At 74.3% G+C, this 24,073-nt stretch carries 16 protein-coding genes and 1 pseudogene; 6 read left to right on the top strand and 11 right to left on the bottom strand.

The annotated features are described in order from the left end of the window. The first annotated feature begins 122 nt into the window (after window positions 1–122). Complete coding sequence (locus tag AC2RP6_RS36395) at window positions 123–1,052, top strand: LysR family transcriptional regulator (protein WP_486450084.1); 930 nt, start codon at window positions 123–125, stop codon at window positions 1,050–1,052. On the opposite strand, the gene AC2RP6_RS36390 is transcribed toward AC2RP6_RS36395, so the two are convergent. Further along, window positions 1,026–2,063 carry a helix-turn-helix domain-containing protein gene (locus tag AC2RP6_RS36390; protein WP_486450083.1) on the bottom strand — a complete coding sequence of 346 codons (1,038 nt, stop codon included), beginning with the start codon at window positions 2,061–2,063 and terminating at the stop codon, window positions 1,026–1,028. The genes AC2RP6_RS36395 and AC2RP6_RS36390 overlap by 27 nt on opposite strands. Before the next feature lie 132 nt (window positions 2,064–2,195). On the opposite strand from AC2RP6_RS36390, the pseudogene AC2RP6_RS36385 reads away from it, so the two are divergent. Both AC2RP6_RS36385 and AC2RP6_RS36380 read left to right on the top strand, forming a co-directional pair. Beyond that, a pseudogene (locus AC2RP6_RS36385) lies at window positions 2,196–3,362 on the top strand (M4 family metallopeptidase); the annotation flags it as partial. 82 nt (window positions 3,363–3,444) lie between these two features. Next, window positions 3,445–5,070 carry a M4 family metallopeptidase gene (locus AC2RP6_RS36380; protein WP_486450082.1) on the top strand — a complete coding sequence of 542 codons (1,626 nt, stop codon included), beginning with the start codon at window positions 3,445–3,447 and terminating at the stop codon, window positions 5,068–5,070. Window positions 5,071–5,202: 132 nt separating this feature from the next. Here the strand turns inward: AC2RP6_RS36380 and AC2RP6_RS36375 are convergent, their stop codons facing one another. From AC2RP6_RS36375 to AC2RP6_RS36345, 7 genes are all read right to left on the bottom strand, one after another. Beyond that, a complete protein-coding gene (locus tag AC2RP6_RS36375) occupies window positions 5,203–8,199 on the bottom strand; it encodes a condensation domain-containing protein (protein WP_486450081.1) in 2,997 nt (998 codons plus the stop codon). Then, window positions 8,189–10,051, bottom strand: a complete 1,863-nt coding sequence (locus AC2RP6_RS36370; RefSeq protein ID WP_486450080.1) for an amino acid adenylation domain-containing protein — start codon at window positions 10,049–10,051, stop codon at window positions 8,189–8,191. The genes AC2RP6_RS36375 and AC2RP6_RS36370 overlap by 11 nt, the downstream gene beginning before the upstream one ends. Before the next feature lies 1 nt (window position 10,052). After that, complete coding sequence (locus AC2RP6_RS36365) at window positions 10,053–11,954, bottom strand: non-ribosomal peptide synthetase (protein ID WP_486450079.1); 1,902 nt, start codon at window positions 11,952–11,954, stop codon at window positions 10,053–10,055. Continuing rightward, entirely contained in the window at window positions 11,954–15,139 is a 3,186-nt protein-coding gene (locus tag AC2RP6_RS36360) for a non-ribosomal peptide synthetase (protein WP_486450078.1), read from the bottom strand. Before AC2RP6_RS36360 ends, AC2RP6_RS36365 begins: the two co-directional genes overlap by 1 nt. Before the next feature lie 372 nt (window positions 15,140–15,511). Beyond that, window positions 15,512–16,816, bottom strand: a complete 1,305-nt coding sequence (locus AC2RP6_RS36355) for a condensation domain-containing protein (protein WP_486450077.1) — start codon at window positions 16,814–16,816, stop codon at window positions 15,512–15,514. A 106-nt stretch (window positions 16,817–16,922) separates the two neighbouring features. Further along, window positions 16,923–18,272, bottom strand: coding sequence for an MFS transporter (locus AC2RP6_RS36350; RefSeq protein WP_486450076.1), 1,350 nt, complete (start codon window positions 18,270–18,272; stop codon window positions 16,923–16,925). 495 nt (window positions 18,273–18,767) lie between these two features. Beyond that, window positions 18,768–19,799, bottom strand: coding sequence for an alpha/beta hydrolase family protein (locus AC2RP6_RS36345; protein ID WP_486450075.1), 1,032 nt, complete (start codon window positions 19,797–19,799; stop codon window positions 18,768–18,770). Window positions 19,800–19,999: 200 nt separating this feature from the next. On the opposite strand from AC2RP6_RS36345, the gene AC2RP6_RS36340 reads away from it, so the two are divergent. The 3 genes from AC2RP6_RS36340 to AC2RP6_RS36330 all read left to right on the top strand — a co-directional run bounded on the left by AC2RP6_RS36340 (window position 20,000) and on the right by AC2RP6_RS36330 (window position 22,334). After that, window positions 20,000–20,596 (top strand): TetR/AcrR family transcriptional regulator, encoded by a 597-nt coding sequence (locus AC2RP6_RS36340; protein WP_486450074.1) that lies wholly within the window; start codon window positions 20,000–20,002, stop codon window positions 20,594–20,596. A 164-nt stretch (window positions 20,597–20,760) separates the two neighbouring features. Beyond that, window positions 20,761–21,168, top strand: coding sequence for a YciI family protein (locus AC2RP6_RS36335; protein WP_486450073.1), 408 nt, complete (start codon window positions 20,761–20,763; stop codon window positions 21,166–21,168). An 8-nt stretch (window positions 21,169–21,176) separates the two neighbouring features. Next, on the top strand, window positions 21,177–22,334 hold the full coding sequence (locus AC2RP6_RS36330) for an RNA polymerase sigma factor (protein ID WP_486450072.1): 1,158 nt from the start codon (window positions 21,177–21,179) through the stop codon (window positions 22,332–22,334). Between the two features lie 28 nt (window positions 22,335–22,362). On the opposite strand, the gene AC2RP6_RS36325 is transcribed toward AC2RP6_RS36330, so the two are convergent. From AC2RP6_RS36325 to AC2RP6_RS36315, 3 genes are all read right to left on the bottom strand, one after another. Next, window positions 22,363–22,920, bottom strand: coding sequence for a pyridoxamine 5'-phosphate oxidase family protein (locus AC2RP6_RS36325; protein WP_486450071.1), 558 nt, complete (start codon window positions 22,918–22,920; stop codon window positions 22,363–22,365). A gap of 121 nt (window positions 22,921–23,041) precedes the next feature. Further along, window positions 23,042–23,320: a hypothetical protein gene (locus AC2RP6_RS36320; protein ID WP_486450070.1), complete on the bottom strand. Its 279-nt coding sequence runs from the start codon at window positions 23,318–23,320 to the stop codon at window positions 23,042–23,044. Window positions 23,321–23,448: 128 nt separating this feature from the next. Next, window positions 23,449–24,009, bottom strand: coding sequence for a TetR/AcrR family transcriptional regulator (locus AC2RP6_RS36315; protein ID WP_486450069.1), 561 nt, complete (start codon window positions 24,007–24,009; stop codon window positions 23,449–23,451). Between the last annotated feature and the right edge of the window lie 64 nt (window positions 24,010–24,073).

Raw genomic sequence — 24,073 nt, 5'->3', positions numbered from 1 at the left:
TCCTGTCTGAGAAAGGGGGGTGGGGGATGGGCCGCGCGTTCCGTCGTGCGCCGACACCTCAAACGGTAAGGAGCCGCACCGTTAACTTCAAATGCATGTGAAGAACGCCTAGGATTACTCAGATGCAATTGGATCTGAATCTGCTCACCGCGCTCGACGCGCTGCTGGAGGAGGGGAGCGTGGCCGGGGCGGCCGCGCGCCTCCACGTCACCGCCCCTGCGATGAGCAGGAGTCTGGGCCGCATCCGGCGCACGACCGGGGACCAGATCCTGGTGCGCACCGGACGCACGATGACTCCGACGCCGTACGCGATCGCCGTCCGGGCGCAGGTGCACGAACTGCTGCACCAGGTCCAGGGGGTGCTGGCACCGAGCCGTGAACTCGACCTGGCGACGTTGGAGCGCACCTTCACGCTGCGCTGGCACGATTCCCTGGTGGCCCTGAGCGGGCCCGCGCTGCTCGCGTCCGTACGCGGTCGGGCGCCGGGCGTACGGCTGCGTTTCGTCGCGGAATCGAGCCTCGACACACCGGAGTTGCGGCGCGGCGAGGTCGACCTGGAGGCGAACGCGAACCGGCCGGGCGCTCCGGACGTCCGCGTCGAGAGCGTGGGCGAGACCCGTCTCGTCGTGGTCGTGAGACGGGGGCACCCCTTCACCCGCGACGGGCAGCTCACCGCACAGCGGTACGCCGCGGCGGAGCACGTCACCGTCTCGCGGCGGGGAAACCTCGGCAACGCCGTCGACGACACCCTCGCGCGGCTCGGCCTCGGCCGCCGGGTGGTGGCGACGGCGCCGACGGAGGCGGCCGCGTTCGCCTTCGCACGCGAGGGCGATCCGGTCGTCACCGTCCCCGAGGCCACCACGCGCGCCACGGTCGCCGCCGGTCCCGACCTGGTCGTGCTCCCCCTGCCGCTCGAACTTCCCCCGGCTCCCGTGTTCCTGTCGTGGCACCAGCGCTACGACACCGACACCGCCCACGCCTGGCTGCGCGGGCTGGCGCGCGACGCGCTGGTCGCGGCTCTCGGCTCACCCCCGGCGGCCGCCGCCGAGTAGCCCCGCGTCAGCGGGTTCGGTGGGGTGGGGTTGCAGCCAGCCGCGGATGGCGGCCTGGACCCCGGCCTGGAAGCGGGTGTCGGCGTCGAGTTCCTCCAGCATGCGGGTGATCCGGCGGCGGGCTGTGTGGACGTGGACGCCGAGCCGGCGGGCGATGGTCTCGTCCTTGAGGCCGGAGGCGAGCAGTCCGAGGAGTTCCCGCTGGTCCGCCGCGAGGGGACTGCCGGGGCTGCCGACGGGCGTGGCACGGGCCCACAGGGATTCGAACAGCGGTAGAGCGGCGCGGTGCAGCAGGGAGTCGCCGAAGACCAGGGCCGCCCCGTCGGCTCTTTCGCCGTCGGAGGGCGCCGGTGGCAGCAAACAGGTGCGCCGGTCGACCAGGACCAGTCCGGTGGGCAGGCGCTGCCCGATCCGGGCCTGGAGGCCGAGCCGGGTGAGGGCGATCAGTTCCCGGGCCCGTTCGGGGAAATCGGTGCCACGGCGGTCGGTGACGGTCCGTACGGTGATGCCGCGGGCCAGCAGGCGGCGCATCCGCTCGGCGCCCGCTCCGGCCGCCGCCTCCGCCTCCGCGGCGTCCCGGGGCTCCCCCGTTCCCGTGGACCGGGACGTCGAGAGCGCGCCGCGGTCGAGGACGAGCACTTCCGTCTCGGCGGAGTCGAGCATGTCGTCGAGGCGGGTCGTGACGGCATCGGTGCCGGTGAGGATCTCCAGGTCGGCCGGGGGTCCGGAAGGTGACGCGGACGGTGGCGGCAGCTCGTGGGCCAGCCGGTCGGCGTAGGTGCGCAGAGACCTCAACTCCGCGGACTCGCGCTGCAGGAGGGCCTGTCGGCGCTGGATGAGTACGCGCAGTGCGGCAGCCGGGTCGACGGCCGGATCGGCGGGGTCGACGGCCGGATCGACCGCTGGGCCGTCGAACGGAGCGGTGGCCGCGGCGGCGCCCGTGCGGCGCATCGCCCTGCGGTCGTCCTGGATGCGGGCCGGGGTCCGGTCGTGCGGGTCGGTTTCGATCATGCCGGGGATTTTGACCGCCTTCACAGGGCCCCCACAACTGTGCATGGCCACTTCTGAGGGGGTCCGGGACCTGTTCGCGGGCCGCCCGCGGCGCTTGCATGGCGGCGACTCACAGCAACGCATCAGGCACTCATGGTTGAGGAGACCCCTTGCCCAAGTTCAGCGCAGGTTCGTCGGCTCCGACCCCGACCGCACGACGGATATGGCGGAAAGAGCTCCCGATCCGCCGGAGGACTCGCGGTTCTGCTGGCCGTCGCAATGACCTTGCAGGCGTCCCCGGCGTGGGCCGCGGACCCCGGCCCCTCGAACGTCCTGCCCGGCCAGGACACCGCTACCCCGGTACTCGTCGAGGGACTGCGGGAGTCCGTGGACGCCAAGGCCGCCCCGGCCGACGCGGCCCGCAAGCACCTCGCGGCGAACAAGAGCCGCTACAAGATCCCGCGGGCGGTCAGCGACCTCGCCACCCTGTCGGCGACGGCCACCGGTTCCAAGGACGAGACGGTCCGGCTGCAGCAGAAGCACCGCGGAGTCGACGTCCTGGGCGGCCAGTACGTCGTGCGCATGCAGAAGCAGGACGGCAAGCGCGTGGTCACCGGCACCTCGGGGCACTACTTCACGGCCCTGAACACCGACGTCACGCCCCAGGTCGCCGAGGACGTCGCGGTCCGCCGCGCGGTCGCCGCCACGGCCCGCCGGCTGGGAGCCACCCTCGACAAGAGCCAGGGGCCGCGGTCGGAGGCGGGGGACCCGGCGGCCACCGGCATGACCGGTGAGGCCAAGGGGCTCGTCGTGCTGCCCAAGGGCGGCGGCGTCCTCGCCTACCGCGTCACCGTGCGCGGCACCGCGCCCGGCACCGGCGCGCCGGTCGTCGACGAGGTGTACGTCGACGCCCGCTCGGGCTACCCGGCGCTGCAGTACAGCGCGCTGAAGACGCTGACGGCACCGAAAGCCGCCGCGGGGGGCGCCGCGCAGACCGCCGAGGGTGCGACGGCGGACGGCCCGCCCGCCGCTCCCCCGAACCTGGTCCCGGAGACCGGGACCGGTGCCCGGCTCGGCGGCTCCTCGGCGTCACTGGACATCGCCTACGACCCGGCGGCGGGGAACTACCTCCTCGCGGACGCCGGCCGGATGCGCGCCACGTCCAAGAGCCTGCTGTCCACGTGGGACGCGCGGGGCAAGTCGGTGTCGGAGACGTCGGGCAAGTGGCCCTCCGGCATCACGATGTTCTCCTCCCCGAACACCACCTTCGGCGCGGCGGCGACGGACTCGGGAGCCGTGGACGCCCACTGGAACGCGGGTCAGGTCTACGACTTCTACAAGAAGAACTTCGGGCGCGACAGCCTGGACGGGGCCGGCGGGGCCCGTCAACTCCCTGGTCGGGGTGACCTATTACGGCCTTCCCTACGCCAACGCGTTCTGGGACGGCACGAAGATGGTGTACGGCAACGGCGACGACGAGTTCAAGCCGATGTCCGCCGACACCGACGTCGTCGGCCACGAGATGACCCACGGGGTCATCGAGCACACGGCGAACCTGGTCTACGCGGGCCAGTCGGGCGCCCTGAACGAGGCCCTGGCCGACTACTTCGGCAACGCGATCGACGTCACCGCGAGCGGCACGCCCATGGGCGATCCGGCCGCCGGCCTCATCGGCGAGGACCTGTGCCGCACGAAGGCCGCCGCCGACTGCGCGCTGCGCGACCTCAACGACGGGGCCACCACGTCGAAGAGCTTCCTGGGCGTGTCGTTCGCCACCGACAACGGGGGCGTGCACCTGAACTCCACGATCTTCTCCGGCGCGCTGTGGGACATGCGCGAGGACCTGGGCGGCGAGCTCGCCGACAAGATCGTGTACAAGGCCGTGACCGAGTACATGACGCCGATCGACGGGTTCACCGAGGCCCGGGGCGCGGTCCTCGCCGCGGCCAAGGCGCTGGGCGCGACCGGCGCCCAGCAGAACACCGTCAAGCGGTCCTTCAACGCCCACGGCATCGTCCCGGGGTGGGAGCAGGCCCTCGGCGTCGACAGCGACAGGCTCTTCGGGGCGCTGAACACCACGGACTCGGGCGTGGGTGCGGGCGGCGGCTGGTGGACCGCCTCCAAGTCCAACGACGACGGCTCCGAGCCCTACTCGGTCTACGCCGGTCGCCTGGACGGCAAGGGCGCCCCCAAGGTGATCAGCCCCAACGACGGCCGCTACCACACCGCCCCGGCCACGGACGGCAGGACCGTGGTGTGGACGGCGTACGGCCCGACCTCGGTCGACGTGCTCTCCCGTCCCGTGGCGGGAGGCCCGGTCAAGACGCTGTACAGCTCCACGACGGGTGTCGCGGGGCTGCGGGTGGAGAAGAACACGGTCGTGTTCGAGGAGTACGACATCCTCGGCGGCCGGCACGTCGGCTACATGCGGCCCACGGACAAGGCGCCCGTCTTCACCGACGGGAAGAAGTGGAACACCCTGACCGCTCTGCCCTCCATCAGCGACAACAAGATCGCCTACGCGAAGCTGTACGCGCAGGGCGGCTCGTACCGGCTGGGTGTGGAGGTGGTCGACCTGGCCACCGGCAAGGCGGTCCTGACCGAGCAGCTGGACGAGCCGGTGAGCCTGGGCCAGACCGGCATCAACGGCAAGAACGTGTTCTGGCTGGCGGACGCCGACGAGAGCGACGGCGGTCTGATGTCGGTCGTCAGTGCCGGTCTGGACGGCCGCGGCGCGTTCCTTGTCAGCAGCGAGCAGAAGCCTGGCGCGTTCATGGCGTCCGACCTGACGGTCTCCCAGGACGCGCTGACGCTGGTGGCCCGGACGCCCGACACGCGCTACCGCAACGAGTCGCTGCCGAAGCTGTGGCAGCTGACCATCGACGGCTCCCGTCGCGAGCGGGTGTCCTGCAACCGCGGTGAGCAGAACTACCCGGCGGCCGGCGCGGGCCGTCAGGTGGCCTGGCTGGACGCGACGACCGGCTCCACCGACCTGGTGGTCCGGGAACGCCCGGCCGGCACCTGCTGATCCCCACGGGTGGGTGACGGGGCCGACGGCTGCTGCCGTCGGCCCCGTTCGCGTGTCGGGCCGCCCTCGCGGGTGGCCCCCTTCACGGGAGGCCTGCTGCGGGTCGGGCCCACTCCGGGCGCAGGCGGCGGGTCAGGCGCCGGAGGACGTCATACCCGTGATCATCTCGGTCAGGACGGTGCGGCGGTCCTCGCCCGGCCGGGGCCGAAGGGTACGGGCCAGGCGGGCGCTGTCGTAGTGCCAGCGGTGGTCGAGGTCCTGCGGGACGGCGTCGGTCTCCCGCACGTCCGCCCGGGTGCCGAGCAGGTCCGTGAGGTCGTGGGCGAGGTCCTGCCAGGAGACGTGGCCGCTGATGGCGTTGGCGACGCCGTGCACGGGCCGGTCCAGGCATTCCGCCACCGCGCGGGCCAGTGCGGCCGCGTGCACCCAGGCGGCGCCGTACCAGGCGTGTCCGCCCGTGCCGGGGCGGGGCACCTCGACGGGCCGGCCCTGCTCGGCGGCCTGGTAGAGCGTGCCGAGGGCGCCCCAGCGCAGCTGTTCGCGGAGCCGGTCGTGGGCACCCCAGACGATCGGCGACCGTACGGCGCTGGCGCCGCCGCGTCCTTCGGTCCCCGCGGCGCGCAGCAGCATGGCCTCGCAGTCGAGCTTGGCCCGTCCGTACGGGCTGACGGGATCGTGGGGTGCCGATTCCTCGGCGACCCGGGCCGTCGCGGGGTGGCCGTGGGCGTCGACGCTGCTGACGAAGACGAACGGTCCGCGCCGCCAGGCGTCGACCATCGTCTCCATCGCCGCCAGGTCCACGTCGTGCCGGGTGAAGGTGCACGCGGCGTGGACGACCGCGTCCGCCTGCGCCACGGCGTCCCGCAGGCCGGCCAGGTCGGTGAGGTCGCCCTCGATCACGTCGACGCCGTCACCGGCGATCAGATGGGCGGACTCGGGCCGCGCCAGTGCCAGCACGGGGCGTCCCTGGGCGGCGAGTTCGCGTACGACGAACGCGCCGACGCCGCCCGTCGCGCCGGTGACCAGCACCGTGCCGGGGCGGGCCTCACGGGAGCGGGGCGCCGGCCGGCTCGCGGTCCTCGCGGCGCTCTGCTGCGCCGCGCGTTCGTCGAGGAGGGCGGTCAGTGCCCGTGGCGTGCGGGCCTGGAGCACGTCGAGGCCGGTGAGCGGCAGTTCGAGGTCGGTGCGCAGCCGTTCGGCGAGCTGTACGGCCTTCAGGGAGTGGCCGCCGAGGGCGAAGAAGTCGTCGTCCGGCGACGGGTGCAGGCCGAGCACGGCGGCGAAGGCTTCCGTGACCGTCCGGGTGCGGGCACCGGACGGAGCGTCCGGCGTGGCCGGCCGTCCGGGCAGCCGGGCGTGGTCCGCCGGACCGGCGGCCGTACGCGGCAGCTCGTCGAGCAGGGTGACCGCGGCGGGCAGGGCCTCCGGGGGGAGCGTGCGGCGCAGCAGCCCGAGCAGTTCGTGGCCGGACGGGCCCGCGCTGTCCTTCAGGACGGCGTAGGCCACGGCGGGCCCCTGCTCGGACTCGACCACGGTGGCGTCGGCGACCATCGGGTGGGCGCACAGGGCCTCGGCGGCCGGGTGGCGGTCCCGGCCCGCGGGGGCCGCCACCGGTGCGCTGCCGTCGGGCAACGGCAGCGCGTCCAGGTCGAGTTCCGGGTCGGCCGCCACGGCTTCGAGGAGGGCGGCGTAGTCCCGTACGGCCGCTTCCGCCGCGGTGTCGTCCACGGCGAGGGCGTCGTACTGGACGAGGGCCCGGGGTCGGGCCGGGTCGCCCAGGTCCAGGCCGTAGGAGAGGCTGAACTTCGCGCCGTCGGAGGGGAGGTCCACGTATTCGGCCGTCGTACCCGGCAGGCGCAGGACGGTCGGTTCGCCCAGGACGTCGGAGGTGACGCGGACCAGTGCGGTGCCGTCGGCGCCGCGCGCCGCGGTGCCGAGGCGTTCGAGGACCAGGTCGAAGGGGATGTGCCGGTACTGCTGGGCTTCGAGGAGCGCGTCGCCGACGCGGCGCAGCAACCAGGTGAAGGACGTGCCGCCGGAGAGGTCCACGCGGACGGGGAGGGTGTTGACGCACAGCCCCACCAGGCCGCGCATGGCGCTTCCGCTGCGGTGCGTGCCGGCCACGCCGATGACGAGGTCGTCGTCGCCGGTGAGGCGGCGCAGGGCGGCGAAGGCCGCGGTGAGCGACACGGCGAACAGGGTGGCCTGCCGCTGGGCGCCCAGGGTCCGCAGCGCGTCGGGAACGGTGGGCGTGAGCGGCACGGTGCGTACGGCCGCCGCGCGCGCGGAGGTGTGCGGCGCGGGCGCCGCCGGCCGGGGCAGCCGCGGCGGGGCCGCGTCGGCCAGCAGCTCGCTCCAGCGCTGCGTCTCCTCCTCGGCGCCGGGCAGGGCGTCGTGCTCGCGGCGCGCGTGGTCGGCGTACCGGGGCGCGGTGGCGAGGGTGCGCCGTGGTGTTCCGCCGGTGGCCGCGGCGTAGAGCTCGGCCAGTTCTTCGGCGACGGTCTCCAAGGAGGCTCCGTCCACGGCGATGTGGTGGAACGTCAGGAGCACGGTGTGGTCGTCGGCGCCGTGGCGCAGGACGAGCGCCCGGACGGCCTCGCCGGACGCGAGGTCGAACGGCCGGGCCGTCTCGCGCCGCAGCAGGCCGGTGGCCTGCGCCCCGTCGGTGTCGACGACGTGTACGGGGACCGTCCGCGGGGTCGCGAGGACTTCCTGGCAGGGTTCGCCGTCGTGCTCGGTGTAGCGGGTGCGCAGGATGGCGTGCCGGGCCACGAGGGAGGTGAGGGCGGTGGCGAACGCGGCGACGTCGAAGGGGCCGCGCACACGGGTGGCGAACGGCACGTGGTAGGAGTCGCCCGTGCCGCCGAGCCGTTCCATCAGCCACATGCGGCGCTGGGCGCGGGAGAGGGGGGCGCACGCGCACTCCGGTGCGCCGTCGGACTCCTGTACGCCCACGGTCTGCGGCGCGCCGTCGGTCTGCGGTGTGCGGCCCTGCTGTCCGGTGCTCGTGCCCGGGGCGGTTTCGGCGGGCGTCGCGCCCCGGCCGCTGCCGGCGCGGGCGCGGCGCAGCAGTTCCCGCTGGAGTTGCTGTCGGCCGTCGCGGGTCGCGGAGTCGGCGTCAGTGGACATCGCTGTGCTCCGGGGTGTCGGGGTGGAGGTCCGCGTGAGCGGCCAGGAGGGCGCTTTCGACCAGCGCGGCCTGGGCGGCGACGGTCGGCGCGGCGAAGAACTCTGCGAGGGAGATCTCCACGCCCAGTTCCTCGCGGAGGTCCTCGGTGACGACGAGGGCGAGGAGGGAGTGTCCGCCCATGAGGAGGAACTCGGCGTCGGCCCGCGTCACTTCGGTACCGAGGGCCTGGCTCCACACCTCGGCGACGGCCTGCTCCAGGGGTGTCATCGGCGGCGGCGACCCGTCCGCCGACCCTCCTTCCGCGGGGTGGGCGTGCGCGGTGAGCGCGCGCCGGTCGACCTTCCCGGCCGGGGTGAGGGGCAGCCGGTCCAGCACGGTCACGGCGTCGGGTACGAGGTGGCCGGGCAGGACGGTGGTGAGCCGTTCGCGCAGCGTCGCTCCGGCGGGTACGGGGCCGGGTGCGGCGACCACGAAGGCGACGAGACGCGCTTCCGGGGTGCCGGCGCCGTCGACGGTGACGGCGGCGTCGTCGACGGTGACGGCGGCGTCGTCGACGTCGGGCTGCTCGCGCAGGGCGTGCTCGACCTCGGCGGGTTCGATGCGGAACCCGCGGACCTTCACCTGGTCGTCGTTGCGGCCGTGGAACTGGAGGATGCCGTCGGGGCGGAGGGAGACGATGTCGCCCGTGCGGTAGAGCCGCGCTCCGGCGGCGGGGTGTTCGACGAACCGTTCCGCGGTGAGTTCGGGCAGGCCGGTGTATCCGTGGGCGAGCCTGCTGCCGCCGACCCACAGCTCGCCCCGGTCCCCGTCGGCCACCGGGTGGCCGTCGGCGTCCAGGACGTGCGCGGTGGCGCCGCAGATGGGCCTGCCGATGGGTATCGGCCCGGCGCAGTCCTGCGCGGTGACCCGGTGGGCGGTGGCGAAGGTGGTCGTCTCGGTCGGCCCGTAGCCGTTGACGAGTTCCAGCCAGGGGAAGGCGGTGAGCACCTCACGGGCCTGCGCGGCGGCCATCGCCTCGCCGCCCACGACGACCGAGCGCAGCTGCGCGAAGACGCGGGAGCGGCGTGCGGCGAGCTGGTGGAAGAGGGCCGTGGTGAAGAACGCCACCGTCACGCCGTGCCGTTCGACGTGCCGGGCGAGGTCCTCCAGGGTGGGGCGCTGTTCGGTGCAGACGACGACCGCGGCGCCGTTGGCGAGCGCGGCCCAGATTTCGAACGTCGAGGCGTCGAAGGTCATCGGCGAGTGGAACAGGACGCGGTCGCGGCCGGTGAGGGTGACGTAGTCGGGGGCCGTGACCAGCTCGGCGACGGCCCGGTGCGGCACGAGGACGCCCTTGGGGCGGCCGGTCGAGCCGGAGGTGAACATGATGAAGGCCGGGCTGTCCGGGTCGCAGTCGTCGACCGGCGCGCCGCTCGTGAGCGGTTCCTCGGGCAGGGTGAGGACGGGGCCGGGGAGCGCGGCGGCGTCCAGCAGTTTCGCGTCGCCGACGGTGAGCGTCACCTCCGCGTCGGCGATCATCGCGGCGGTGCGCGGGCGGGGCTGGGCGGGGTCGAGCGGTACGCACACGGCTCCGGCCAGCCACAGGCCGAGCTGGGCCACGACCGTGCGGGCCGACCGTGCCGTCAGCAGCGCCACCCGGTCGCCGCGGGTCACGTCGTGCTCGCGCAGACGGGCCGCGAGGGCGTGGCCGGCCCGGAGGAGGCGGCCGTAGGTGAGGGTGGTGTCGCCGTCGACGACGGCGAGGGCGTCGGGGGTGAGAGCGGCGTGCCGCGCGACGAGTGCGGGCAGTGCCGTGCCGTCACCGGCGTCGTCGCGCTGCGGATCGAGGGCCTTCGGGAGGGTGAGGGTCATGTCAGGCTCCTGTCGGCTGCGGGGTCCGGCGCTGGTCGAGGAGGGCCGCGAAGGCGCGCAGGTCCGTGCTGCGCAGCAGCTCGGGGGCGCGCAGGCGCACTCCGGTCTCGCGTTCGACGGTGGCCAGCAGCCGTGCGGCGATGATGGAAGTGCCGCCCGCGTCGGTGAAGTTGTCGCCGAGGCCGACGCAGTGGCGGCCGAGGAGGTCGCGTACGGTCTCCAGCACGAGCCGCTCGGTGTCACTGGCGTCCGCGTCCGCGTCGGAGGGCACTTCGGCGGTGCCGCTGCCGGGCGCGGCAGCAGCCGGGACCCGGGCGGCCAGGGCGGGCCGGTCCACCTTGCCGTTGGCGTCGAGCGGGAAGCCGTCGACGATGCGTACGGTGGCGGGGACGGCCTGCTCGGGCAGCCAGGCGCGGACCGCGTCGAGCAGCTCCCCGGTGGCCGGTTCGGCGCCGTCGGCCGGCCGCAGGTGTGCGACGAGACGGCCGTGGCCGGAGCTGTCGCGCAGCACGGTGACGACGGCACTGCGGACCCGGGGGTCCTGCTCGAAAGCGGCTTCCACCTCGGCGAGTTCGATCCGCACCCCGCTGATCTTCACCTGGTCGTCCAGGCGGCCGAGGAAGTCCAGGCTGCCGTCGGCGTTCATCCGTACCCGGTCACCGGTGCGGTACAGGCGGTCGACCCGTCCCAGTTCCGGCTCCTGCGGGGGTGCCGTGAAGCGGCGTGCGGTGAGTTCGGGGTCGAGGTAGCCCAGCGCCAGGCAGTGGCCGCCGACCCGCAGTTCACCGTCGTGCCCGCGGGGCACGGGGCGGCCGTCGTCGTCGGTGACGACGAGGGTCACGCCCGGCAGTGCGGTGCCGATGGGCGGCGGGGCCTGCTCGCCGGCCTGCGGGTCGGTGCGGCGCATGGTGTGGGTGGTGGTGACGACGGTGGCTTCCGCGGGGCCGTAGGCGTTGTGGACGGTGGCGGTGACGTCGGTGCCGGGACGGCGTCGCATGCGGTCGCCGCCGACGACGAGGTGGCGCAGCTTCAGGTCCTGCGGCCAGGGCCGGTCCAGGAGCGGTTCGACGGTCGGGGTGGCCGCGACGGCGTGCGTGAGGCCGCAGTCGCGCCACCAGTCGGTGAGGACGTGCGCGTCCCAGCGGGTGTCGTCCGGGGCCGGGACGAGGGCGGCCCCCGAGGTCAGGCCGGCCCACAGTTCCAGCAGGTGCGGGTCGAAGGCGACGCCGATGAGCAGGGACTGGCGGTCGCCCGGTGCGAGGCCGGTCTCGGCCCGGTACCAGTCGAGGGCGACGGACAGGGAGGTCTCGGCGACGGCGACCGCCTTGGGGCGGCCGGTGGAACCGGAGGTGAGGACGGCGTACAGGGCGTTGCCGGGCGCGCGCCGGGTGCCGCGGGCGGCGTCGGTGAAGGCCGCCACGACGGCGGCGGGGGCGTTGACCCCGTCGGTGGGCAGCGGCAGCGGGAGGTGCTCTCCGCCGCGGTGTCCCTCGGGCAGGACACCGGGGTCGCCGATGAGGCAGACGACGTCGAGGTCCTCGGTGACGGCCTGGGTGCGGCGTTCGCCGGGGCGGGGCCCGAGCGGCAGGTAGACGGCGCCGATCCGGGCGAGCGCCACGGCGGTCACCACCAGGGCGGTGGAACGGTCGAGGCAGACGCCGACCAGGTCGCCGGGGCGTACCCGGTCGCGCAGGGCGGCGGCGGTCCGCTCGGCCGCCGCGTCGAGGTCCTGGTACGTCCAGGTGCGGCCGTCGTCGATCACGGCGGCGGCCTGCGGGGCGCGCCGGGTCCAGTCCTCGAAGTGCGCGAGCACGCCGGTCGGTTCGGCGGCGGGCCCGTGGGCGACGCTGACCGGGGCGGGGGCGTCGGGGAGGGTGGCGGGTGCGGTCAGGGGCTGGGTCATCACGACTCCGTGGAAAGGGCGGTGGCGGCGAGGGCTTCGGCCTGGTCGGCGAGGACGGGGTTGCGGAAGAGCACCCGCAGCGGCGGGCGGGTGCCCAGCCGGGGCTCCAGCCAGGCGGCCAGCTCGGCGGCCAGCAGGGAGTGGCCCCCGCTGTGGAAGAAGTGCGAGCGCGCGTCGATCCGGCTGTGGCCGAGGACCGTGCTCCAGCCCTCGGTGAGCAGCGCCGTCATCGGGTCGTCGGAGGTGGCGGCGGGCGGGGTCGCCGCGCTGTCACCGGCCTGCGCCCCGGTCCCGGCCCGGGCCGTGGTGTCGTGCGCGGGACCGTGGTCGCCGGCGTCGAGTTCCGCTGCCCGGCGGCCCAGGGCCGTACGGTCGGGCTTGCCGCCCGCGAGGGTCGGCATGGTGTCGAGCGAGGTCCATCGGGCGGGCACGAGGGGGCCGGGCAGGCGGCCGCCCAGCTCGGCATGGAGCGCCTTCTCGTCGAAGCCGGCGCCGTCGGGCCCGTCTTCGAGGAAGCCCACGAGCCGCGGGCCGCCGGGGCCCTCGCGGTCGAGGACGACGGCGCAGGACCGGCCGCCGAGCACCGCCGAGGCCGCGGCCTCGATCTCCTCCAGTTCGATGCGGTGACCGCGCAGCTTGATCTGGTTGTCGCGCCGTCCGAGGAAGTACAGCAGGCCGTCCAGGCCTCGGTAGCCGAGGTCGCCGGTGAGGTAGACGCGCTGCCCGTCGAGTGCGTCGACGGTGACGAACCGGGCGGCGGTCACTTCCTCGTTGCCCGCGTAGCCCTCGGCGAGACCGGGTCCGGCGACGGCGAGTTCGCCGACCGCGCCGTCCGGCAGCGGACGGTGGTGGGCGTCGAGCACGTGGATCCGCTCGCCGGGGAGTTCGGTGCCCAGCGGGATCTCGGCGCCGTCGACGAGCGTCTCGCGGGAGATCTCGTGGACGGTGGAGCTGATGGCCGCCTCCGTGACGCCGTAGGCGTTGAGGACGGTGGCGTCGGTGTCGGCGAGGACGCCGCGCAGTGCCTCGACGGGGAGGCGCTCGCCGCCGAGGACCAGGAGCCGGGGCGTCCAGCTGTCGTCGCGCAGGGCGGGACGCAGGTCCTCGCGGGTGGCGAGGAAGTAGCTGGTGGGCAGGTTCGCGACGGTGACCCGGGAGGCGGCCAGCAGTTCGGTGAGCTCGGCGCCCGTGGGCACCTCGTGCTCGGGAAGGACCAGGCACGCACCGGCGTACAGGGTGGGCAGCACCTCCTCCAGCGCCACGTCGAAGGACGGCTGGGCGAACATCAGCACCCGGTCGGAGGTGATGAGGCCGAACCGGTCGGCGGTCGCCGTGATGTGGTGCACCAGGGCGCCGGGACCGACGGCGACGGGCTTGGGGGTGCCGGTGGAGCCGGAGGTGTGGATGACGTACGCGGTGCCCGGCAGGACGCCGCCGTCACGGGCCGGGGGCAGCACGGCGGCGTCGACGCGGGCGGTCGGCAGTGCGTCCGGCAGGGCCGGGGTGCCGTCGCCGGTGAGGACGAGCGCGGGCGCGAGTCGCTCCAGCAGCAGGGCGAGCCGGGCCGGCGGGTCGGACGGGGACAGCGGGCAGTAGACGGCGCCGGTGCGCAGGCAGGCGAGCAGGGCGACGACGGAGTCGGTCCCGCGGGGCAGGACCACGGCCACCGGCCGGCCGGGGGTGACCCCTGCGGCCTTCAGGCGCTCGGCGAGCGAGCCGACGCGGGCGTCGAGTTCGCCGTAGGTCAGCCTGCGGGCGCCGCACAGCAGGGCCGGCAGCGACGGGTGGTGCGCGGCGACGGGGTCCAGCGGGTCGCGGTCGGCCGGGACGGGGACGGGCTCGGTGGCCGGTGCCGCGGGGGCGGGGGCGAGATCGGCGAGCGGGGTGGCGGGGCTGTCGAGGTAGGCGCGCAGCAGGTCCAGGAAGCGGCCGGAGAGCAGCCGGGCGACGTCCTCGCCGAAGAGGTCCGCGTCGTAGTCCCAGACGAGGGTCATGCCGGGGGCGCCGTGGCGGGTGGTGACGCCGCGCCGGTCGTCCGGAAGCAGGACCACGTCGAGGTCGAAGCGGGTGGTGCCGGTGTTGAAGCCCTCGAACAGGGTGATGTCGAGCCCGGGTACGTCCATCTCGGGCAGGGGCGCGTCGTGGGCGCTGAACATGACCGAGAAGAGCGGGTTGTCGGCGCCGGAGGTGTGCATGCCGAGGGCCCGGGTCAGTTCCTGGACCGGTACGTCCTGGTGCGGCAGGGCCCGGATGAGGGTGTCGGTGATCTCGTCCATGGTGTCCTGGGCGGGGACGGCGGCGTCCAGGGCGAGCGGCAGCGGGATGGTGTTGACGAACATGCCGACGGCGTCCTCGTAGCCGAGGGGCCTGTTGCCGACAGCGGTGCCGATGACCATGCGGGAGCGGCCGCTGTGCCGGCGCAGGAGCTCCGCGAACAGGCCGAGGAGCGTGGAGAAGGGGGTGAGGCCGCGGGTGCGGGCGTGGGCGCGCAGTCGTTCGGCGAGGTCGGCGCCGATGGTCTGGCGCAGCTGTCCGCCGTGGTGCCTGCGGCGGGCACCGGGGCGGGTCACGCCGGGCAGCGGCAGGTCGTACTGCAGGTCACTCAGTTCGGCGCGCCAGAAGTCGAGGGACTCCGGGGCGTAGGCGCCCTCGGCGCGTTCTTCGACGTGGTCCGCGTACGAGGAGGCGGCCGGGAGTTCGAGGGTTTCGCCGAGGACGTGGGCGCGGTACACGCGGAAGACGTCGTCGAGCAGGATCGCGAAGGAGTGGCCGTCGTGGATCAGGTGGTGCTCGACGTGGACCAGCCGGTGGTGGCGCTCGGCCAGCCGGACGAGCGTCCAGCGGATCAGCGGCGCCTCGAAGGTGTCGAGCGGTGTCTCGGCCTCGGTGCGCAGGAGGCGGGCGAACGCCGCCTCGGTGTCGTCCTGCGCGCTGAGGTCGACGGTGTGGAGCCTCGGCGCGCAGTGCTCCGCGACCCGCTGCTGCGGTACGGAACCGGTGGAGGCGACCAGTTCGAGCCGCAGACCGGCATGGCGGGCCAGGGTGGCCGCGAGTCCGTGGCGCAGGGCCTCGGCGTCGAGGGTGCCCCACAGGTCCAGCGAGGCGGTGAAGTTGTAGGCGCGGCTGCCGGGCTGCATCTGCTCGTGCAGCCAGACGATCTCCTGCGAGGAGGAGAGGGGAAGCATGGGCGATCCCTGAGGTTGTCGGGTCGGTTTCCAGTGCCGGTCACGGTCGTGTCCGGCGGTCGTACGGGCGGCGTCGCGGGTCGCGCGGCGCCGTTGCCCTTCGGGGCGTGCGGGGATGCTGTGGGGGGAGCTCGTGGGGCACGGCCCGGCGGTGTGGGCGCGTGCTGTGCTGCCGGGTCGGTCCCGGGGGCTGCGGGGGGGGGTGCGGGGGCCGCGGGGGGGGGTGCGGGCGGGCAACCGCACCGGACGGCACCGGGCGCTCGGGATGTCGCGGACGTCCCGAGGGCGGGGCGGAGGGGGAAGGCGACGCGGGGCGTCGGCGGCCGTGTCGGGCGGCGGTGCCGGGGGCGGGCACGGTCCCCCGGCACAGGATCAGGGGCGCAGCGCGTGGGTGAGCGCGGCGAAAGCGCGGTGCGCGGCCTCGTCGTCGAGCACCGCCCGGTCCCACACCATCCGCAGGTGGATCTCCGCTCCTTGGGTGACGGACACGGCGAAGGGGCCGCGGACGGGTTGGCCGTCGACGTGGACCTCTCGTCCTTCGACGCCGGCCAGGGTGAGGGGCGGGCGGCGGCTGTCGTCGTCCACGGTCAGCAGCCCGTCGAGGCCTCCGGTCCAGCGGGACCCGGTGGCCCGTACCGCGTTGACGACCGCGTCGAAGGGGACGTCGGCCCGGTCCAGGTCGTCCCACCAGGCGTCGGCGGTGGCCTCGGAGCCGGGGCCGTGGCCGGTGTCGGCCGGGTGGACGAGGGTGTTGAGGAAGCAGCCGACGACCGGTTCCGCTCCGGCTGGACGGCCGCCCCACGGGTAGCCGAGCGGGACCGTGCGGTCCGGCCCGTACAGCTCGCGGGCAGCGGCGCGGCAGGCCTCGAGGAGTCCGGGGAAGGAGACTGCGCCGTCGGGTGCGGGCAGCAGGGCCCGTGCGGCGCCGCTGGGCGGTGCGCCCCCGGCTCCGTGTGCGGGACGCAGGGCCGGGGCCGGCGCGGGGGCATGGGTGTCCAGGGTGCGCAGCCGTTCCGCCCAGTACGCCGCCGCGGCGGGCGTCTCCCCCCGTTCCTCGGCGGCGAGTTGCCGCAGCACCGCGTCCTCGTAGGCGGCGAGTTCGGCTGCCGTCTCCCCCGCCGCGGTGCCGGGGCCGGGCGCCTTCCCGGAGGCCTCTTCGGCGTAGGCGGCGCCGAGTTCGTCGACGATCCGCGCCAGCGAACGGCCGTCGCAGACGGCGTGGTCCAGGGCCACCGCGAGGACGTCCTCCGCGCACTCCTCGTCGTGCACGAGGAACAGCCGCAGGGTGGGGCCCTGCGGGTCCCAGGAGGCGAGGGCGCGGCGGAGCGCGTCGGCTGCCGACTCGCCCGGTGCGACGTCCGGCCGGGTCACGGTGACGTCCGCGTCCTCGGGAGCGGCGACGCGCAGTACGGGAGTGCCCCGGACGACGGCGGGCCGCGAACGCAGGACGGTGTGCCGGGCGGCGAGCCTGTGGGCCGCCGCCCGCAGGCGCTCGGGGTCGATGGTTCCGGACGGGAACGCGAAGAACATGGGCACCACGTCCGGGCGTCCCGTCGGGTCCAGTGAACGCACCAGCAGGAAGCGGCGCTGCGCTCCGGTGACGGGCAGCAGGGCGTCGGACCGGTCGGCGGCCAGACGCCGGTATCGGGTCAGGTACTGACTCGTGATGCTGAGCACGGGGTCCTCTTCGTCGTGGCCGGGGTCGCGGCCGCGCAGGGCGGGTCTGGGCGGGGCATGTCTGGGCGGGGCGGCGTGGTCGGGTCGGCGTGGTGAGGGGGTGTGGTCAGCCGGCGGGCGCGGGGGCGGGACGTTCGTCCCCGTCGGCGCGGGCCGCGACTCCCTCCTGCGGTGTCCCGTCGGCGCCGCCGTCCTGCGGACCGGGTAGGTCACGCATCCGGCGCAGCGGGGAGAACAGCAGCGGCAGGGGCACGGCGAGGATGCCGACGGCACACCAGACCAGGGCCGTGCGCGAACCGTAGGTCTGGGCGAGGGCTCCGCCGATGAGCGCGCCAAGGGGCAGGGTGCCCCACATGAGGAAGCGCAGGGTGGCGTTCATCCTGCCCAGCAGGCGGGGCGGGCACATCCCTTGGCGGAAGCTGACCTGGGCGACGTTGTAGACGACGGCGCCGAAGGAGACGACCGCCGATCCGGTGGCGAAGAGGACCGCCCCGGAGAGACCGTGCGCGGACAGGGGCCACAGCAGGGCGAACGGGCCGGTCACCAGGAGGGAGAGGAGGATGACCCGGGCCTGTCCCAGCCGTGCGGCGAGCCGCCCCGCGCACAGTGCGCCGAGGAGCCCGCCGACGGCCGACGCGGACAGCACCAGTCCGAGCCCGCCGGCCTGCAGTCCGACGGTCCGGACGAGGTGGACGGTCTGCGTGGCCATGAGGACGGCCGTCCAGAGGTTGGCGAGGCCGGTGGTGAGGGCGATGACGCGCAGCAGCGGGTGGCCGAAGACGAAGCGGACGCCTTCGCTGATCTCCTTGCGCAACGAGGCGCCGGGCGCGGCGGGTTCGGGTGCCCCCTCGGTCCGCTCGATCCGGTGGAGGAACAGGGCGGAGAGCAGGTAGCCGAAGGCGTCGACGACGATCGCGAACTGCGCGCCGACGAGCTGGACGAGCCCGCCACCGATGCCGGGGCCGGTGACGTGGGCGGTGGAACGGACCGTCTCCAGGGCGCCGTTGCCCGCGACGAGCCGGTCGCGGGGCAGGATCTGCGGCAGGTAGCTCTGGTGGGCGACGTCGAAGAACACGGTGGCCACGCCGGTCACGAGGGCGACGGCATAGAGCTGGGCCATGGTCAGCACGCCGGCGAGCGCGGCGGCGGGGATGCTCGCCATGGCCGCGGCGCGCACCAGGTCGGCCCGGACCATCAGGGGCCGCTTGCGCATGCGGTCGGTGAGTGCCCCGGCGGGCAGCCCGACGAGCAGGAACGCCGCCGTCTCCGCCGCGGTCAGGAGACCCACCTGGAACGCGGGGGCGTCGAGCACGAGGACGGCCACAAGGGGCAGCGCCACCAGGGTGACTTGGGCACCGAACTGTCCGGTGGCGGCTCCCGCGAGCAGCAGTCGGAAGTCACGCGAGCGCATGGGGCCACCGGTGCCAACGGGGGCGGCGCGGTTTGTGTCGGACATGTGAACGACATTCACCGATTAATCGCGCAACAGTCAAAGCAAACCTGTCAGTTTCGGACTTGTTTTGCGGCTCCGCGGACACAAGTCGGGAAATCTTTCGTGCTACCCCGGGTACCACCGCGTAAATTCCGGCGCGTTCCGCAGGCGGCGCGGGGCGGGGAGGGCAAGGGGGAACAGGGGTCCGCGAGGGCACTGAGCGGCGGATCTTACCGTGAGTAACCGATTCCATCCTGGCCGAAAAGGCTCATCCGTGATCATGCCCCTGCGGAAGCCGTCATTCCGTCCGCTATGAACGCCGCGCGTCCTGGTCCGCCGGATGCCCGGCCCCGCTCGCGGCCCGCCCCTGCACCGCCGCAGGCGCCCCGCCGGAGGCCTCCACGCGGCGCGGCGAGCCGATGGCCGGGCAGGGCCGGGACGGCGACGGGGCCGGGACGGCGAGGAGGCGGGGACGGCGAGGCGGCCGGGACGGCGAGGAGGCCGGGACGGCGAGGAGGCCTACTTGGATATGACCCGCCCCACCGCGTCGGGGCCGGTCGCCAGCGCCCGGCTCTCGACCTGCCACGCGGGGTCTGCGGGGTCGAGCCGGGTACGGAGGTAGGCCGCCGCGAGCCGCGCGAGGGCGGCGACGCGTGCCGGGTTCTCGTCGGTGGTCTCCGCGGCGTCGTACCCGGCGATCCCGCCGAGTCCGTGCTCCGCGTCGAACAGGGTGAGCAGGGCCTTGGGGCCCGGGGCGAGGACGTAGGGGTCGGCGTGCCAGTCCGGCCCCATGTCCGTGAAGTGCCGGGAGTCGTCCTTGTCACCGGCGACGACCAGGGCCGGTGCGGTCATGGTGGAGAAGTCGACGGCCCCGACGACCGGCCACTGCTCGGCCATGGGTCCGTTGAACACCGCACCGCCCCGGCCGGGCGCGGCGAGCAGCACGCCCGCCTTGATCCGCGGCTCGCCGAGGTGCACCACGGCACCCGTACCGGGGTCGGTGAGACCGGCGCCCAGCAGGAGAGCGGCGGTGAAGCCGCCGAGCGAGTGTCCGACGAGGGCCACCTTGTCGGGGTCGACCCGCCCCGCGAGCCGCGGGACCGTGCGCTCGATGACGTCGAGCCGGTCGAGGACGTGGGTCATGTCCTCGGCGCGGGAGCGCCAGAAGTCCGGCGCGCCGGGTGCGTCGGCGACCAGGTGGCTCAGCGTCCGGGAGGTGAGGTGGGTGGGCTGGACGACGACGAAGCCGCGGGCGGCCCAGAAGTCGGCGAGCGGCGCGTACCCGTGGAGCGAGGAGAGGTGGTTCGAGGGGCCGTGGCCGTGGGAGAGGAGCAGGACGGGGAGGCCGGTGCCGGCCGCGGGAGCCGAGACCCGCACCTGGAGGTGCACGGGACGGCCGGGGACGGAAAGGACCACGGGACTGTAGGAGATGACGGGCTGCGGCTCACCCAGGGCGTCGCCGGCAGCGGCAGCGGTGGCGGCGTCGGCGTCGGCGTCGGCGTCGGTGTTGGTCGAGGTGGTGGCGGTGTCTGCGGCGGTGGAGGTGCTCATGTTCCGTGTTCCCTTCAACGGGGCCCGGTGCCCGCAGGTCGCACAGGACCGGCGACGGACGGGCGACGGGCAGGGCAGGGCAGGGCAGGGCAGGGCAGGGCAGCAGGAGCGTCCCGTTTCGGTTAACCTGAAACGGAGCGTCGCTCCATTTACTATCCGGAGCGCTGCTCCGTTTTGTCAATCGCCAGGGAGGGAACGTGATGGCCGCCCAGAGTTCTGCCGAGGAGCCGTCGTCCCCGGGCAAGCGGGCCGACGCCCGGCGCAACCGGGAGGCGGTGCTCGCCGCCGCCGCCGAGGTGTTCGTCACCGACGGCGTCGACGCGCCGATCCGCCGGATTGCCGCCCGCGCGGGGGTCGGCATGGCCACGATCTACCGCCACTTCCCGACCCGGGCGGACCTCGTCACGGCCGTCTACCGACACCAGATCGAGGCCTGCGCCGAGGCCGGCCCGGCCCTGCTCGCCGGCGCGGACTCCCCCTTCGACGCGCTGGGCCGGTGGATCGACCTCTTCGTCGACTTCCTGGTCACCAAGCACGGCCTCGCCGACGCCCTGCAGTCCGACGACGACCGCTTCGCCGCCCTGCACGCCTATTTCCTCGACCGCCTGCTCCCCGTCTGCGCGCAACTGCTGGACGCCGCGGTCGACGCGGGTGAGATCAGCCCCGGTACCCAGCCGTACGAGCTGATGCGCGGCATCGGCAACCTCTGCATCGGACGCGACGGCGACCCCCGCTACGACCCCCGCCGCCTGATCACCCTGCTCCTCCGGGGCCTCCGGGCGGCCCACGGGACCTGACGCGCCCGAACCGGCGATCTGCACCGGCGGTGCGAGCCGCCGATGCACCGGTCAGCCGATGCGCCGAAAAAAGGTGTGGCCGGGACGTCGAGAAGCGGCCTTCGGCTCCGTCCCCGGTGCGAAGGCGACCAGAATGGGTCGCACCAGCACCGAGGAGAAGCACCATGGCCAAGTACCTGCTGCTCAAGCACTACCGCGGCGCCCCGGCTCCGGTCAACGACGTCCCCATGGACCAGTGGACGCCGGAGGAGATCTCGGACCACATGCGGTACATGCACGACTTCGCGGCCCGGCTGGAGACGACCGGCGAGTTCGTCGACGGCCAGGCGCTCGCCCCCGAGGGGACCTTCGTGCGCTACGACGGTGAGGGTCGGCCGCCCGTCACCGACGGGCCGTTCGCCGAGACCAAGGACCTCGTCGCCGGCTGGATGGTGATCGACGTCGACAGCTACGAGCGCGCCCTGGAACTGGCCGGGGAGCTGTCGGCCGCCCCCGGCGCGGGCGGGAAGCCTCTTCACGAATGGCTCGAGCTGCGCCCGTTCCTCTCCGCCCCGCCCACCATCTCGGAGTAGGCCCCGCCATGGACGAGGTCCTCCTGCGGAGCCTCACACCCGGCGTGCTCGCCGTGCTCGTCCGCCGCGGAGCGGACTTCGCGTCGGCCGAGGACGCCGTACAGGACGCCCTGGTCGAGGCGGTCCGCGTATGGCCCGCGGACCCCCCGCGGGACGCGAAGGGCTGGCTGGTCACCGTGGCCTGGCGCCGGTTCCTCGACGCGACCCGGGCGGACGCGTCCCGCCGCCGCCGGGAGGACCTCGTCGACCGGGAGCCGGCCCCCGGGCCCGCCCCCGCCGTCGACGACACGCTCCGGCTCTACTTCCTGTGCGCGCACCCGTCGCTGACGCCGTCGTCCGCGGTCGCGCTGACCCTGCGGGCCGTCGGCGGGCTCACCACCCGCCAGATCGCCCAGGCGTACCTGGTGCCCGAGGCGACCATGGCGCAGCGGATCAGCCGGGCCAAGCGCACCGTGTCCGGTGTCCGGTTCGAACAGCCCGGCGATGTCGCGACCGTGCTGCGGGTCCTCTACCTGGTCTTCAACGAGGGCTACTCCGGCGACGTCGACCTCGCCGCCGAGGCCATCCGGCTCACCCGGCAGCTGTCGGCCCGGTTCGATCATCCGGAGGTGGCGGGGTTGCTCGCGCTCATGCTGCTCCACCACGCCCGGCGGGCCGCACGGACGGCGTCCGACGGCAGCCTGGTGCCGCTCGCCGAGCAGGACCGGGGCCGCTGGGACACGGGGATGATCGCCGAGGGTGTCGCCGTCCTGCAGGCGGCTCTCGTCCGGGACCGGCTGGGCGAGTTCCAGGCTCAGGCCGCCGTCGCGGCGCTCCACGCGGACGCGCCCACCGCCGGGGAGACCGACTGGACGCAGATCGTCGAGTGGTACGACGAGCTCGCCCGCCTCACCGACAACCCCGTCGTCCGGCTGAACCGCGCGGTGGCCGTCGGCGAGGCCGACGGGCCGCGGGCGGGCCTGGCGGCGCTCGCGGCCCTGGACGGTTCGCTGCCCCGCCACACCGCCGTGTCGGCGTACCTCCATGAGCGCGACGGTGACCTGAGGACGGCGGCGCGACTGTACGCGGAGGCGGCCCGGCAGGCTCCGAACCTCGCCGAACGCGACCACCTGACCCGCCGTGCCGCCGGGATCAACGCCCGGCTGAACGCGCCCCCTCCGGGCTGAGGGGTACGTGGCTCGGCCCCTCCGTGACTCAGAAGGTCCACCGGGTGTGGCTGTAGACGCCGCCGTCGCGTCCGAAGCCGTACGCCGTGGTGGGGGCCACCGCGAACACCACCGCGGTGCCCTGCCGGAACGCGTCGTCGATGCCGTGGAAGGTGCCCTCGGGCGAGGTGATGTGGGGCCCGTACTTCGTCGCGTACGCCGTGATCACCTCTTCCAGCACGGCCGGATCGGACACCTGCACCGCCGTGCCCTCGACGATGATGTCGAGCCCCTCGGTGAGGGAGTTCCCGCCGGTGGTCAGCGCGCAGTGGCCGTCGTGGGCCAGGTTCTTCGCCTTCTGCTCCCCCGGGCCGGTGGAGAAGTACACCACCCCGTCGTGCAGGGCCGCGATCACCGGGGTGACGTGCAGCCGCCCGTCGGGCCGGACCGTGGACAGCCAGAAGATCTCGGCGGCGCCCAGCTGCCGTTGGGCCTCCGCCCAGTCGGTGGCGGTGACCTCGGCGGCTCCCGGGCGGGGGTTGAGCGCGGAGCTGTAGCGGGCGTCGAGTTCCGTGGTGGGGTGCTTCGCGGATCCCTGGGTCGTCATCGTGGACCGTGTTCCTCTCCCCCGTTCGCCGTCGGCTCGCTGCCGAGGGGGAACGAGCCCGTGCATCCTCCCGCGCCGCCGCGCCCGACGGCGCCGTACGCGGCCGTCGACGGGGCCGGGGTCACCCGGCCGGTCGCGTGCGGGCGATCAGGACGTCGGCCTCCCTGTGCCGGCCGAGGGAGGAGTAGAGGCGCCGGCCCTCCTCGCCGGCGATGAGGAGACCCGTACGGGCCCCCGGGCGACGACGGAGCGCGAACACCTCGACCGCACGGCCGGGTTGGTCGCAGCGCGAGCGCAGCCCGCTGCCGGTGGCGTCGACGGGCTCCGCCCCGGGAAGGGAGCGCGCCGTGGTCCAGCCGGTCAGCCACCGTCGCATCAGCTGGGGATCGCTCTTCGTCATGCGCTCATGGGAGCAGGCGCACGCCCCCTCGCCCCATCTACGCCCCGAGCGACACCGAACAGCTGGCCGGTGGGTGCGAAGGGCCGCGGCCCCGGCCGCTCGGCGTCGTCCCTGCCGGACATCGGGGTTCAACCGGTCGTCAGCACGCTTGCCAGGCGTTCCAGCGCGATCTTGATGCGGTCCGGCGGCACTCCCTGCGCCCGCTGGTGGAGGTAGACCTCCGGTGCCAGCGGCGCGAGCATGACGTCGGCCATGGCCTCCGCGTTCGGGGCGTCGGCCTCGCGGAGCAGGACCAGTACGTGGGCACGCCAGAAGCCGTACGCCCCGACCGTGAAGCGTTTCGCGCCGGTCTCGGCGGCCAGCACCAAGTGCCCGTGACCCTCCAGCAGGTCGACCATGGCGGCGTAGAAGGCGGTGAGCCGCTCGACGGGCGGCGCGCCGGGCCCGAGCGGCGGAGCACCACGCATCAACTCCTCCTGCAGACGGCGTTCGTGCTCGTCGAGGAGGGCGGCCGCGATGGACGTGACGTCGGGATAGCGGCGGTAGAGCGTGCCGCGGCCGATGTCGGCCGCGCGGGCGATGTCGTCCATCGTCACGGTCCGCGGATCACGTACCGCGAACAGCTCGGCGGCGGCGGAGAGCACTTTGGCCCGGTTGCGGGCGGCGTCCGCGCGTTCCCTCGTCTCCATGGCGACTCACCCTACCGGAATAACCGGACACCCTGTCCGGTTGACCCGATCGTCAGGTATAAGT

The organism is Streptomyces sp. WAC03905 (assembly GCF_057371075.1).
Note: the sequence above shows the minus strand (reverse complement) of the source record. Positions and strands in the feature narration are given on the sequence as shown.

Bases quoted from the DNA above. Each gene is read 5' to 3' on its own strand.
- AC2RP6_RS36395 (WP_486450084.1), top strand. From the start codon at position 123: ATGCAATTGGATCTGAATCTGCTCACCGCGCTCGACGCGCTGCTGGAG.
- AC2RP6_RS36390 (WP_486450083.1), bottom strand. From the start codon at position 2,063: ATGATCGAAACCGACCCGCACGACCGGACCCCGGCCCGCATCCAGGAC.
- AC2RP6_RS36375 (WP_486450081.1), bottom strand. From the start codon at position 8,199: ATGTCCACTGACGCCGACTCCGCGACCCGCGACGGCCGACAGCAACTC.
- AC2RP6_RS36370 (WP_486450080.1), bottom strand. From the start codon at position 10,051: ATGACCCTCACCCTCCCGAAGGCCCTCGATCCGCAGCGCGACGACGCC.
- AC2RP6_RS36365 (WP_486450079.1), bottom strand. From the start codon at position 11,954: ATGACCCAGCCCCTGACCGCACCCGCCACCCTCCCCGACGCCCCCGCC.
- AC2RP6_RS36360 (WP_486450078.1), bottom strand. From the start codon at position 15,139: ATGCTTCCCCTCTCCTCCTCGCAGGAGATCGTCTGGCTGCACGAGCAG.
- AC2RP6_RS36350 (WP_486450076.1), bottom strand. From the start codon at position 18,272: ATGTCCGACACAAACCGCGCCGCCCCCGTTGGCACCGGTGGCCCCATG.
- AC2RP6_RS36345 (WP_486450075.1), bottom strand. From the start codon at position 19,799: ATGAGCACCTCCACCGCCGCAGACACCGCCACCACCTCGACCAACACC.
- AC2RP6_RS36340 (WP_486450074.1), top strand. From the start codon at position 20,000: ATGGCCGCCCAGAGTTCTGCCGAGGAGCCGTCGTCCCCGGGCAAGCGG.
- AC2RP6_RS36335 (WP_486450073.1), top strand. From the start codon at position 20,761: ATGGCCAAGTACCTGCTGCTCAAGCACTACCGCGGCGCCCCGGCTCCG.
- AC2RP6_RS36330 (WP_486450072.1), top strand. From the start codon at position 21,177: ATGGACGAGGTCCTCCTGCGGAGCCTCACACCCGGCGTGCTCGCCGTG.
- AC2RP6_RS36325 (WP_486450071.1), bottom strand. From the start codon at position 22,920: ATGACGACCCAGGGATCCGCGAAGCACCCCACCACGGAACTCGACGCC.
- AC2RP6_RS36320 (WP_486450070.1), bottom strand. From the start codon at position 23,320: ATGACGAAGAGCGATCCCCAGCTGATGCGACGGTGGCTGACCGGCTGG.
- AC2RP6_RS36315 (WP_486450069.1), bottom strand. From the start codon at position 24,009: ATGGAGACGAGGGAACGCGCGGACGCCGCCCGCAACCGGGCCAAAGTG.